Here is a 13,286-nt window from a genome sequence, read left to right as displayed (position 1 = left end):
TCATCGCCCTGCTCAACGCCATAACATTGCGGCGCCCGCACCGGCTCGGGAAGCGACTCTAGCAGTCCCGGATTGGTAGAGAAGGGGCTCGCGTTTCCAATAGCAATAGTGGTTGGGGTCATCGGTGTCGGGCGCCGGAACGATCACTTTAACGATAAAGAACCAGTCGAGCGTCTTCCCATCGATAAGCACCTTTCCTGAAATACGATATAAGGCGTCCGTCACCGTATTCGACGCTTTCCAATCCAGCTTGGTCATAGACCACTCGGCCAGCGAGAGTTCCTCTGCGTTGAATTTGATACCGAGATAGCGGATGATCTGTGGTTCCGAGATTGCCGCTTGCAAGTCGGACATGGCAGCTCCTCCACTTTAGGCTTTTATAAGGACAGAATCATGGTAACATTGCCGTATAGGAAATGGAAATTATCGGGCGATAAGGTTTTTAGGAGAGAATCCAATGAAGCTTGTATTTGTGGAAGGTGCCACGGGATCGGGAAAGTCGTCGACTGCCAGATTCATAGCGCTTCAATTTAAAAAGGACGGAAATCGCGCAGCGCTTTTTCATGAATCCACTTGCCCTTCTTGGCGTGCGTGAGGTTATCGTTTATGAGAAGGATATTGTCGGCAACCGTAACGAGGATGGAACAAAATTTGTGAGGATAGAGAAATTTTAAGGAGGGCTCGTTTGAGAATACAACATGTACAATTGCTGACGAAACACTTGGACCACCTGAAGACATTTTATATAAACGAGCTCGGACTTCCCTTGGTGAAAGATTCTGAAGACACGTTTACTGTGGACATCGGGCGCTCGGCGCTTACTTTTGTGCAGACCGATGATGCCGAGGAACCCTTTTACCATTTTGCATTCGACATCCCTCGAAATAAAATCGAAGAATCGGTGGCTTGGCTAGAATCGATCGGCGTTGCCATCCATGTGTTCCCCGACCATTCGAACAGCGTGTACTCCGAGTCCTGGAATTCAACCTCCGTTTATTTTCACGACGCTGGGGGAAATATCGTTGAATTCATCGCAAGGCACGATCGCGGTCCTGACATCGATACACCGTTTACAGGTGACAGTCTATGCAGTATTAGCGAGATCGGGCTTGTCGTTAGCGACGTGAATAAGGTTAAAAACGCGATGCACGCCGATTATTTGATGATCGAATATAAGAATGGCCATGATTCGTTTGCTGCCGTTGGGGATGAAGACGGATTGTTCATTTTGTCGGCGATCGGTAGAGTATGGCTTGGTTCCGATAAAAAAGCGAAAGTGTTTAGAACGGAAGTTACGGTTGAAGGAAGTCCAGCGGGCGAGTACGCGGTTGGCGAGTATCCGTATAAGCTGTCGGTTGTTCGTTCGTAGTGCCGGAGTGAAAAAAAGGGCGTCCCGTTGTCCATCAGGACAGGGGAACGCCCTCTGCTAGTTTCAGCCTTCGACCGTCCAACTTACGTCGTCGCGATCGATCGTCACGCGGACGGTGCGACCGTTCGCCGTATATACGGCGGAAATTGCTTGGCGCTCGGCGTCGAGGTCGAACGATTCTAGGCTGGCGTCCGTGGAGCCGATCGCATCCAGCTGCGGCAAGGCAATGCAAGCGATGCCCGCGGTTACGTTCGCTTGGCCGCCCATGGACAGAACACGGTTCGGCTCTTTCTCCCCGTAGATGCGGGAGATCCAGCCGGCTTCTTCGGTGGCGGCGAAGCCGGAGGCGGCTCCGCCGGCCGTCGTCCAATGCATGTTGACCAGCGTTCCCGTCGACGGATGGACGACGCTAGCCCAAGACGCGACGCTGCCGGAGTTGGCTGCGGAATCGATATTGGCACCGCCCAGCTCTACGAGAGCTTCCGGATGCAGGTAGAAGCGCTGCTCGATCTTGCGCTCGCCGTCTCCTTCCAGCCAATCGACGATGAGGAGGAGATCGACGTCCTTGCCGACGAGCGTCCATCTCCGGTGGAGGACCGGCTTCTCCAGCCGGAGGTAGCCGTCGTGCGTCGCTTCGATGAAGGAGAAACTCGGGTTATCTATCCAGCGGAGCGTCTCGCAGTTTGCGACGGGCTCTCCCCAACGCTGCGTCGCCTCGTAAGGCGTCTGGTCCAGGCCGTCAACCGTTACGGTGTTGTGCGCATGGGTGCTTTTGAAGAGGCGGCGCCATTCGCCTTCCTCATAGGTGTACCTGCCAGGATCCGCGAAAACGAGCTGGCCGTTCCACATCCATTCGATGCTGAGCGCGTCCGCGTGGCCATGCGCGCCGCCCATGCCGGCCGCGTCGAAGAACAGATGGTGATTCTCGCTCTTGATGAAATAGTAGCCGGTTTGCTCGAACGCGCGGCTGGTCGTGGCAGGCGAGAAGGAGGACTGGCTGTCCTTCATGCGCAAATACACGTCCGTTCCGAACATCCACAGCAGCTCTTCGCTAACCTCGCCTGCTTTTAACAGGGCCTCATCGTTCAGTATGGCGCCAAGCAAGCCGAGCGGCCGCCGGCCATGGCTGATCCAGTCCGAGTCGCCGATCGGCGTCGCCTGCCCGTCCGGACGGATGACCGCTTCGGTAAACGCGCCCATGCGGGCCAGCTTGTGGGCGTACCATTCCGGAAATTCGTACCCGGTCTTGAGGGCGAGGAGATAAGGCGTGCTGAACATGCCGATGCTGCCGTTGTGATAATGCGTAGTCAGCTCGCTCTGCACGCCTTCTTCGCCGACCTGCCGCAGCATGCACAGCTCCAGACGCTCGGCGGCAAGCTGGCGCCATAACGGCGAGCGAGGATGATCCGCGTAGAACGCCCCGATCATGAAGAGCCCTTGCATATGCATGATCGCGTGATTTATCTCTACGCTTCCCAGGTACCGCGTCAAATAATCCGCATGCTCGGCGAGCGCGGCGAAAAACCGTTCGCGGAACGCATCGGAGATCCGGGGGCTCCCTTCGACCATCCGGTATGTCCAGATCCACGATTGCACGCGCAGGCCGGTCTCGAGCAACCGCCAAGGGCCCGGACGCTGGAAATAAGTCGCTTCCTCGTAGGGAACCTCTTGGACGGGAGCGTTCTGCGCGAGCCACTCCTCGAAGTGCCGGATGAACGTATGGACGTATTCCTCGCGCCCGGTGAGCAGGTAGGCTTTGCCCACATCCTCCATATGCCAATGGCGGTTAAAAATCCAGGTGAATTCGAGGTCCTTCGTCGGGTTGTGCAGCCAGTCGATCGGCGTCCCCATGTGGACCCAGCTGTCCTTGACCATCGTGTAGGGGAGGCGGAATTCGTTGCGGCCGGCATGCTCGGCGACGTCGATCGCCTTTTTCGCCTGCTCGGGGTAATCTTGGAGAAAGATTTTGGCGGCTTCGCGCAGCTCTTCGTGCGTCACGTAGAACGGATTCATTCGGGCACCTCGGCTTCCAGGAAATCTAGGCGGAGCGGCGTGAACACGTCAAGAATGATCGAATCCTCCAGCGCCACGACGCCATGGGGAACGCGAAGTCCCGCATAGAAGCTGTCGCCGGCGACCAGTACCGACTTAACGCCGTCCACGGACACCTCGAACTTGCCTTTCACAATATAGCTCGTCTGCTCGTGCGCCTCGTGGGAATGCACCTCGCCGATGCCGCCTTTCTTGAAGCTCACTTCCACCATCATCAGGCTGCCGCCCGTCCCGAGGATTTTCCGGGATGCGTATTCGTCCACCTTGCGGCTGGGGATATCGTTGTTATGAAGGATCATGGCGATGGGCCTCCTTATGGTTATAAAAATGTGTGTGGCTATCGCGCAGCGATGGTGCGGTTGGGCGGGCATAGCGGAAATGAGTTCCGCTATGGCGCCGCGGTAGTGCGGTTTGGGCGGGCATAGCGGAAATGAGTTCCGTTATGGCGCCGGGGTAGTGCGGTTTGGGCGGGCATAGCGGAAATGAGTTCCGCTATGGCGCCGGGGTTGTGCGGTTTGGGCGGGCATAGCGGAAATGAGTTCCGCTATGGCGCCGTGTGGCCTTGCCCGGGCGGGCGATAGCGGCACCGTATGCCGCTATCCCGCCACGTGGCCGTGAAAGGCGTGCAATAACGGCACCGCATGCCGCTATGGCGCCGTGTGGCCGTGCCCGGGCGTGCAATAACGGCAACGCATGCCGCTATGGCGGCGCGTGGCCGTGCCCGGGCGTGCAATAACGGCACCGTATGCCGCTATGGCGCCGCGGTAGTGCGGTTTGGGCGGGCATAGCGGAAATGAGTTCCGTTATGGCGCCGGGGTAGTGCGGTTTGGGCGGGCATAGCGGAAGTTTGTTCCGTTATTGAGCGGCGGTGGCGCGAATTGGGCGGGCACAGCGGAAATTTTGTTCCGCTATCGTGCCGCGTTGGTGCGATTTTGGCGAGCATAGCGGAAATAAGTTCCGCTATGGCGCCGCGATGGTGTGGTTTGAGCAGGCATAGCGGAAACGAGTTCCGTTATGACGGCCAAATGACCGAAGGAGCCGCCCCTCGGTCATCGCATGACCTTGAGGCAGCCCCGATCAGAAGCGTCGAGACATCGGTTACTTGGCGAGCGTGCCCTGCAGCTTGGAAGCGTCGAAGCTCGGGTCCGCCTCGATCTTCGTCGTGCCGTCCGCACGCGCTTTGGCGAGCGCCGCGTTGTAGCGGGTGTTCAGGTCCGCGATCATCTTGTCGAGATCTCCGCCGACGATGACGTATTTGGTCAGCACGTCGCCGTACTTGGTGCCTTCGAGGTCGGCTTCCGTCGCGGAGAGCGGCGTGGCCGGATAGAGAGCGTCGTACTTCGTCGGCAGGAAGCCTTCGATGCCCGGAAGAGAAGGCGTGGCAGCAGCTTGGATGACGTCCGGGATCAGCGATACGCCATAGCCGCTCTCGTAATATTCCTTTTGCAGATCAAGGCTGTATACGTACTGGAGGAACTTCCAGGCCTTCTCCTTGTTCGGCGAGTCGTTGCTGATGCCGATGTAGGAGCCGCCTACGACGTTGACCGCGCCGTGAATCGTGCCGTCTGCGGTCGGCGGCAGCGCCGCTGCCCAGTTGACGGTCGTCGGGAATTGATCCTTGTACACGCCCGGCTCGCCCGAATGGTTGATGTACATGCCGATCTTGCCTTGCGCGAATTGGGCGCGCAGCGGATCCATGTCGAGGCTCTCGACGCCAGGCATCATGCTGCCGTCTTCCTTCATTTGGCGAAGCGCCACGGCGATATCCTTGACCGAGTTAAAGTCGAACTGGCCGGTCTGGAAGTTGTAGCCCTCTGCGCCGGTCGAGCCGCTGGCCGTCGACACGGTGATCGAAGGGCGCCAGAAGCCCGAGGAGCTCTTGAAGTTGCTGGCGAAGCCGTACGCGCCGTCAGCTTTGCCTGCTGCGGTGATCTTCTTCGCGTCCTCGACGAGCTCGGCGAGCGTCTTCGGCGCTTCGGCGATGCCGGCTTTTGCGAACAGGTCCTTGTTGTAGATAAGGCGCCACGTCTGGCCGATGTTCGGGAAGGAATAGATCTGTCCGTCGATCATGTTTTTGTTCTCGATCAGGATCGAGTCGAATCTCGCCTTGGTCGCGTCGTCCATGTAAGCGTTCAGCGGCGTGATGTAGCCCTTCTTCACATAGGTCTCGAGGTTGTTGACTTGAAGGACGTCCGGCGCTTGCTTGCTCGCGAAGGCAATGTCAACGGCGTCCGCATAGTTGTCGGCCATGACGGTCATTTCGACTTCGATATTGTCCGTATTCGTCTTGTTGAACTCGTCGATCTTGGCCTTCATGAATACCGCGTCGTGACGGTCTGGCGTCCAGTAAGAGATTTTTGTTTTTGTCCCGGAAGCGGCTTGACCGGAAGCGCTTGCAGAAGCCGTACCGCTATTCGAGGCGCTCGAAGCGGCGCCGTCGTTGTTCGAAGATGAACAGGCTGCCAGTCCGACGACCAGCGTCGCGCCAAGCGCCGTATAACCCCATTGCTTTAACATGTATAAAAACCTCCCTTTGTCGTATGCGTTAGCCTGACGAGCGTCCGGTAACTGACTCGATTATAGGACGGAACCCGCGAGGGGGGAGAAGGACATTCCTACTGTGCAGGGAGGAGGAAATCACTTTTTGTTCCGGTATTCCGTCGGCGTCAGCCCCGTGTGCTTTTTGAACAGCTCGCTGAAATAAGGGCGATCCTCATACCCGAGAGAGGCGGCGATCTCCTGTACCTGAAGCCCATCGGCCAGCATCGCTTTTGCTTTTTCCATGCGCTGCTGGGTGATGTACTGCATGAGCGTCATGCCCGTTTCTTTCTTGAACAGGTTGGCGAAATAGCTCGGGCTGAGATGGACCGACTTCGCGCAGTCGTTCACGGTCAGGCTCTGCTCGATATGTTCCTCGATATAGATCTTGGTCCGTACGATCAGCCTTGCCGCATCGTGGTTCTGCCGGCTTGCGAGCATGCCGCAGCCGAGCGCGCAGTAATCCTGCAGCTTGCGCTGCCAGCCGCCGAGCGACAGGGAGGCGAACTCCTTCATCTCGGCGAGCTTCGTCTCGAGCTGACGCCGCTCTTCGTCCGATACCTGCTCGGACAGCGCGCGGAAAATGGAGAAGGCCAGGCCGTACAGCAGGTTGGTCATCACGGCCGGCTCGGGAGGCACGGGGTACTGCGAGCACTCCATGAAAATATCGTCAAGCATCTTCGCGCCTTTGTCCTGGTTGCCGGACCGAAGCGCGAACAGCAGCTCCTTTTCCTTGTCGGCCGAGAAGCGAGGAGAGATGAAGCCGCTCTTCTCCGTATAAGGCAGCACGCTGTTGCCGCCGCTATAGAAGGCGTAGGACAGCGCAGCCTTCGCCTGTTCGTAAGACAGGTAGACGCTCTGGATGGTATCGACCTGCGAGCCGATTCCGATCGAGACGGACTGCGACGTCCAACGGTCGATATTTTCCCGGCACAGCTCCAGCAGCCCTGCCGTGTCGAGGTCCGCCGGCGGATTGAGCACCGCGACGAATTGATGCACGTTCTCCCGCAGCAGAATGAACTTCGTATGGGAGGAGAGCGTCTCCTCCAGCACGTTCTGCACGGCGAAGCGGCCCAGCTCGACTTCCTTGATCGGGAGCAGGCGGGCCTTTTCCTCGAAGTTGTCGATCTCCGCGACCATGACGAGCAGCGGCGAATAAGCCATCTCCATCTGGAGGAAGCCCCATTGCCGGTTCAGCGACTCCAGGCTCGAGTCGTACCGAAGCAGCCGGCGGCAGAACTCCTGCCGCAGATGGGGCATGCTCTCGGCAAGCTGCCGTTCCATCTCGCGCAGCACGTCATGGCGGGACAGCTCGCTCAGCACAGCGTCCCTTGCCTTGGTGGCGGCTTCGATCACCTGCTGGGGCGTAAACGGCTTCAGCAAATAATCGAACGCGCCCAGCTTGACCGCTTCCTGCGCGTAGTTGAAGTCGGTGTAGCCGCTGATGAAAATGACTTTGGAGGGAAGGTCGCCGTCAGCGACCAGCCTCACCATCTCGATGCCGCTAAGACCGGGCATGCGGATATCGGTGATGACGATGTCCGGCTTCTTCTCCCGGATCAGCGCCAGGCCCTCCGCGCCGTCCAGCGCCGTGCCGACGACCTCGATTCCGTATTGCGCCCAGGGGATGCGAGTCGCGATCCCGTTCACGACCGTCTTAATATCGTCGATCACGCACATGGTGACGATTCGTTCCATTTAGTAAGCCTCCTTCGGCAAAGGGATAAGCAAGCTGACGGCCGTCTCCTGGCTTGGAACGCTCGAGAGCGTCATCGTCGCCTGAACGCCGTAGGTCAGCTGCAGGCGCGCCCGCACGTTCGCAAGCGCATATCCGCCCTTCGTGGGCGTATCCGTATCGTTCATTCGCCGCAGCACCTGCTCCACGTCCATGCCGGTGCCGTTATCCGCGACGCGCAGCAGCAGATAGGCGCCTTCCCGGCGGACGTCGATGCTTATTTTTCCGTTCTCTCTGACATGCTCAAGGCCGTGCAGGATCGAATTTTCGACGAGCGGCTGCAGCAGTATTTTCAAGATGGGCATTCCGAGCAGCTCCGGGTCCTCCAGCTCGATCGAGAAGTCGAAGCGGTCTTCGTAACACTTCTGCTGGATGATCAAATATTGGCGGACGTGATCGAGCTCCTTCTCGAGCGTCGTGATCTCGTTGCCGTTGTTCAGGCCGAGGCGGAACAGCAGGGAGAGAGAGAAGATCATCTCCTGCACGTCGCTATATTCCTCGCTTTCGCTTTTCCAATAAATCGTATTGAGCGTGTTGTAAAGGAAATGGGGCTCAATCTGCGACTGCAGCGCCTTGATCTCCGACTTGCGCTTCTCCTGCTCCGAGGCCTTGACCTCTTCGATCAGCGTCTGAATCTGCTCCAGCATCCGGTTGAACTTGTGTCCGACATGCCCGACCTCGTCCTCGTACGGACTCTCGAACCGGACCTCAAGATCGTTTTGCTCGACCTTCACCATCAGCCGGTGCAGCTTGTATAGCGGCTTGAGGAGCACGTCGGACAGCAGCTTGGAAAAGAGAAGGGCGACGACGACGCACGCGGCCATTATGATGAGGATCAGCCAGCGGATGTTCTTCATCGGCTTAAGCAGCGCCGCTTCGGACTGGATGCCGACGAGCGACCAGCCGCCGTTCATCGTCAGATGGGCATAATTGACGAGCTGCCGGTCGCCCGACCGGTCGGAAAAACGAAAAAAGCCCTTCCCGTCGCTCTGGGACATGGCGCTCATGAAGGCCGGCTCCTCGTCGAAAACGTGGGACGCATGGGTGGGCCGCACGATCTCCGCGCCGCTGTCGTCGAGCAGGTACATGCCGACCTGGTTGTCGATCAGGTTCTCCTCGACGATATCCCTGACGAGCGACTCGTTCAGATTGACGGTCAGGAAGACGTCGGGCGAGTACTGGCTGCTGAGCGGCCGCAGCAGCAAGGACACCACGCGCTTGCCTCCGACGAACAAGGGGTCCGCATGCGCGCCGATCCACTGGACGCTCCATGAAGGACGGTCGAGCCATTCGCCGAACGCCTGCCGATAGTCGCCCGAGGCGGAGCGGGTATCCTTGGTGGCATAAAATTCGCCGATCGGCGTGTTCAGCAGGACGGACTCCACGAGCGGCTCGTTCAGCTTAAGCTGCACAAAAGGAACCTGCAGCGCCGACAGGTTCCGGTAGTAGCTTGCGTCGTTTTTGGACTGGACGTCGATCATCGTCTGGACGAAGGCGTCGCTGAGCATCAGCGTATAAGAGGAGACAATGACGTGGCGCAGATGCTCGTCGAGCACCTGCGCGGATTTGTTGAGCGTATTCTGGCTGAGGCCGAGCGCATTGCGCTCCATGACCCGGGACGCGAAGTAGTCCGACAGGATCCCGGTCACGAAAATGCAGAACACCGTCAAAAGGATGTAGAAGAGCTGAATTCTTTTCTTAAGGGATAATCGGTAGTAGGCACGCTTCATGAGTTAACACTCCCCGCCTCCCATTATAGCGCAGCGCGTCATCCCTTAACGGCGCCCGCGGATACTTGCATAAAGGACTTGTTGGCGAAAATATAGACGATCAGCATCGGCAGAATCGACAGGCAGGCGCCGGCCAGCATCAATTGCGTCTCGGAAGCGGAGCCGATGCTGTAGCGAAGGCCGGCGAGTCCGACGGTCAGCGTCTGCAGCTCGGGCTTGGTCATCGTGAACACGAGCGGGAGGATGTATTCGTTCCACGCGCCGCGGAAGACGAACAGGCCGCAGACCGCGAGCGCCGGACGAAGCAGCGGGAGCACGATCCGCCAGAACACCGAGTAGAAGTTACAGCCGTCGATAAAGGCAGCTTCGTCAAGGTCGCGCGGGATCCCCCGGAAGAAGCCGATCAGCATGAAAAAAATCGAGGCGTGGGCGCTGATCAGGATAATCACGACGCCCCACAGCGACTTTTGCAGGCCGAGGCCGATCATCATATCGAATTGCGGGCGCAGCACGACTGCGCCGACTGTGATGAAGAGGGTGCTGGCTTGCAGGACGACGTAGAAGCGCTTGCCGATAAAGTTGGCGCGGTCGATCGCATAGGCCGCCATCGTCGTCACCAGCAGCGTGCCGACCGTCGTCGTCACGCTGACGAACGTGCTGTTCCACGTAAACCGGGAGAAGTTGGCCGCTTTCCAGGCGGTCGCATAGTTGCCGAACTGCCACACCTTGGGCAGAATCGTCGCGCCAGTCGTTACCTCCAGATTGGTCTTGAAGGAGCCGAGCAACGTAAGCGCGACGGGGAATAGCATCATGAAGGCCGTAACCAGCAGGAATATCCAAAGGATCGTTTTCGGCAGCAAAGCCAGCATTTTCGCCGAAGTCATGGGTGCCGCCTCGCTTTCTTAATAAATTTTGTCCATTTTCCGGGAAAAGTAGAAGTATAGTGCCGTCACGGCGCCGACGATAATCGCCGAAGCGAAGCCGACCGCGCTGCCGTAGCCGAAGCGCTGCATGCTGGCCGTGTCCGCGGAGATCGGGAAAAATTGCTTGAACACGTAGAGATACATGACGTCGGTCTTGCCGTAAGGGCCGCCGCCCGTGAATACCATGATGCTCTCGTAGCCCTTGAGCGCGACCGTAATGGCGTACATGACGATCATCTGCAGGACGGGACCGAGCATCGGGATCGTGATCTTGAACATCTTCTGCGTCGCGTTCGCGCCGTCCAGCGAAGCGGCCTCGTACAGATCGTTCGGGATGCCTTGAAGGCCTGCGAGGAAGAGCAGCATGTAGTTGCCGACGGCGCCCCACACGGCGATCAGGATCGTGGTGAGCATCGCATAGTCCGCGCCCAGCCAGTTGATCGGGGAAGAGATCAGGTGGTATTTCATGAGGAACTGATTGGCCATGCCGTTGTATGCGTTAAAAATAATGAAGAAGACGATGGACATGACGGACGCGCTGATAATGGTAGGCAAAAAATAAATGGCCCGGAGCAGCTGTCTCCCGCGGAACGCCTTGTTTAACACGACGGCAAGGATGAGAGAGAGCGGAAGCGTCAGTATGAGCTTGCCTCCCGAGTAAATAAACGTGTTTTTGACCGAATTCCAATATTCTGCATCCCGCATGAGGCGGGCAAAGTTGTCCAGACCGACATAGTTCGCCGTCCCGTAGCCGGCGTAGTCGTAGAACATGTACCGGAGCGCCCACAGAAGGGGATAAACCCCAAGCACCAAAGTGAGCAGCAGACTCGGCAGTATAAATACGTAAGGTTGGATTTTTTTCATGATCCTGCAACCCTCCTCCAATGATGTCCCAATTATAGAAGAGCGGGCGAGGGTCGAGGGACGGACGATTCTACTGTATAGAGGGGAGAAAGTAACTGAAGTGACCTCACGGCAAGAAGAAGCGGCAGCCTGACGGCTGCCGCAGAGATCGCGTTTATACGTTTAGATTCGAAATGCGGATGGTCCGGCGTGCCGTTCAGCTATTCGTGATCATCCGGTACTCCTGGTGCGCATCGCCGGTCGAATGCCGTAAAACGGGCGGCCCGTCCGGATCGCCTGCTTGGAGGGTCCATGCTTCGGGCGTTAATTTTTCCTTCGCTCCGCTCGGTCGGATGACGGTGATAAACCAAACCGGCGTATCCGCCCGGACCAGTCCCTGAACGACTTTTAATGGCAACTTGCTCTTCGTCCGATGCGACTCCCAGCCGTCCTCGATGTCAAGCTTCATGGATGCGGGGCCAAACAAAAGGAGGTCGCAGCCGATTTCTTCCGCGTCGTCGCGCAGTCCGCTGCCTTGGGCAAGGAAGCGGCCGGCTTGGCCCGAGAGCTTTGAAACCTCCCATTCCAACAGCGGGCTGTGCAAGCGGTGCTGGTACGTATGCGTGCCGGTTCCCGTCAACCAGTCGTATATAATCCACTCTCCGGTATCCGGAAACCAAACGGTCCTTCGATGCGTCACCCCTCGAATGCGATAGCCGTCATGCTCCGCGCAGATCATCTGCGACTCGGGGTTCCAGGCGATCACTTTTACCCGGGCTTCCGGCGTTCCCCAACTTTGCGTACGTAAATAGGGCGTCTGATCCTGTCCGTCCACGAGGACCGTGTTATGGGCGGACGTGCTTTTAAAGTATCGCCTCCAGGGCGTTTCCATGTAGGTATACACGCCGGGGTCGACAAACAACGTTTTCCCGAATGCCCCATACTCGAAAGAAAGCGCGTCCGCATGCCCATGCGGACCTCCGAGCGCAGCCGCGTCAAAAATCAATTTTTGCCGTTCGTTACCCATGCCGTAATAGCCGGCCGACGGAAAAGCGAACGGCACCGGCGGATGGCTCTCTTTTAAGTTCGCTTGGTCCGAGGTTAGAAAAGACTGTATTCGGTCAGGACCGACCGTCCAAAATTGTTCGTGCAGCGCTTCCCGCAGCATCCATTCCGGCCTCTCGAAATAGAGAGCCGCCGCATTCAGATCCGGCGCATCCTTGGCGTTAGAATCGGCGAAAGGCGCCATCTTGCCGTCGATCCGGGTCATGCAGCGGGAAAAAGAGACCATCCGGTAGATCCGGTCATCAAAAAAGCCGGAGAAACGATATCCCCGTTTTTTCAACATGACCGCGCAGTCGACGAACAGCTCCAGGGAAACCATGTGATAGTGCGGCGTCAGCTCGCTGTGCGCCCCGTCGTCCAGAACCTGGGCCCTCATGCATTGTTCAAGCCGAGCGCATGCGTCCTGGCGCCATTTCTCGCTATCCTCCCACGTCTCGAAGGTCAATGCGGCGCTAAGCAATCCGATCATATGCATAATGGAGTGATTGATCTCGATGCTGGCTTTGAAATCGTAAAGGAAGTCGGCATGCTCTTTAATCGAATGAAAGAAGCATTGTTCGAACGAAGGGGTCCAACGAGCCGACGATTGGAAAAAGTGATACGCGTACACCCATTGCCGTAACCGCAACCCTGTCTCAAGCAGACGCCAAGGCCCAGGTTGTTGGAAATAGAGCAGCTCTTCGGCAGGCAGATGACGCGGACACGGCTGCGTTTGAATCCAGCCTTCTATATGTTCCAGCGCCGCTGAAGCGTATTTCTCATGGCCTGTAACGGCGTATGCGATGCCTAACTGCCTCAAATGCTTGAATCGGTTAATCCCCCAAGTAAACTCCTTGTCTCCCGTTGGATTATACAGCCAGTTTATAGGTTGTCCCATATGGAAGCCGTTAAAGTCGCTCACGCATAAACGATTCGCTTCTTCTATGGCCGCTTGCGCCTCTGCGGGAAACATGCGCTCGAATCGGGCGCCCCACGGTCTTCGCAGATCCGAAGAAAAGAACAATAAATCCGTCATGGTTTCAACTCCTCGT

10 protein-coding genes are annotated in these 13,286 nt (G+C 57.7%); 1 reads left to right on the top strand and 9 read right to left on the bottom strand.

Translation table 11 applies throughout. The annotated features are described in order from the left end of the window. Positions 1–12: 12 nt before the first annotated feature. Positions 13–354 (bottom strand): hypothetical protein, encoded by a 342-nt coding sequence (locus ACFOTD_RS25370; RefSeq protein ID WP_378122738.1) that lies wholly within the window; start codon positions 352–354, stop codon positions 13–15. A 331-nt stretch (positions 355–685) separates the two neighbouring features. Between ACFOTD_RS25370 and ACFOTD_RS25365 the strand changes: the two genes are divergently transcribed. Then, positions 686–1,369 (top strand): VOC family protein, encoded by a 684-nt coding sequence (locus ACFOTD_RS25365; protein WP_378122737.1) that lies wholly within the window; start codon positions 686–688, stop codon positions 1,367–1,369. Positions 1,370–1,432: 63 nt separating this feature from the next. Here ACFOTD_RS25365 and ACFOTD_RS25360 read toward each other — a convergent pair whose 3' ends face one another. The 8 genes from ACFOTD_RS25360 to ACFOTD_RS25325 form a co-directional block, all read right to left on the bottom strand. Then, positions 1,433–3,382, bottom strand: a complete 1,950-nt coding sequence (locus ACFOTD_RS25360; protein WP_378122736.1) for an alginate lyase family protein — start codon at positions 3,380–3,382, stop codon at positions 1,433–1,435. Then, positions 3,379–3,720, bottom strand: coding sequence for a cupin domain-containing protein (locus ACFOTD_RS25355; protein ID WP_378122735.1), 342 nt, complete (start codon positions 3,718–3,720; stop codon positions 3,379–3,381). Before ACFOTD_RS25355 ends, ACFOTD_RS25360 begins: the two co-directional genes overlap by 4 nt. Positions 3,721–4,519: 799 nt before the next feature. Beyond that, positions 4,520–5,938 carry an ABC transporter substrate-binding protein gene (locus tag ACFOTD_RS25350; RefSeq protein ID WP_378122734.1) on the bottom strand — a complete coding sequence of 473 codons (1,419 nt, stop codon included), beginning with the start codon at positions 5,936–5,938 and terminating at the stop codon, positions 4,520–4,522. Positions 5,939–6,058: 120 nt separating this feature from the next. Continuing rightward, positions 6,059–7,657, bottom strand: a complete 1,599-nt coding sequence (locus ACFOTD_RS25345; RefSeq protein WP_378122733.1) for a helix-turn-helix domain-containing protein — start codon at positions 7,655–7,657, stop codon at positions 6,059–6,061. After that, on the bottom strand, positions 7,658–9,424 hold the full coding sequence (locus tag ACFOTD_RS25340; RefSeq protein WP_378122732.1) for a cache domain-containing sensor histidine kinase: 1,767 nt from the start codon (positions 9,422–9,424) through the stop codon (positions 7,658–7,660). A 38-nt stretch (positions 9,425–9,462) separates the two neighbouring features. Then, entirely contained in the window at positions 9,463–10,308 is an 846-nt protein-coding gene (locus tag ACFOTD_RS25335) for a carbohydrate ABC transporter permease (RefSeq protein WP_378122731.1), read from the bottom strand. Positions 10,309–10,326: 18 nt separating this feature from the next. Continuing rightward, on the bottom strand, positions 10,327–11,211 hold the full coding sequence (locus ACFOTD_RS25330) for a carbohydrate ABC transporter permease (RefSeq protein WP_378122730.1): 885 nt from the start codon (positions 11,209–11,211) through the stop codon (positions 10,327–10,329). 196 nt (positions 11,212–11,407) lie between these two features. Next, positions 11,408–13,270 (bottom strand): alginate lyase family protein, encoded by a 1,863-nt coding sequence (locus tag ACFOTD_RS25325; RefSeq protein ID WP_378122729.1) that lies wholly within the window; start codon positions 13,268–13,270, stop codon positions 11,408–11,410. Between the last annotated feature and the right edge of the window lie 16 nt (positions 13,271–13,286).

The organism is Cohnella sp. GCM10012308 (assembly GCF_042649185.1).
Classification (GTDB): domain Bacteria; phylum Bacillota; class Bacilli; order Paenibacillales; family Paenibacillaceae; genus Cohnella.
This window is presented reverse-complemented; position numbering and strand designations above follow the sequence as displayed.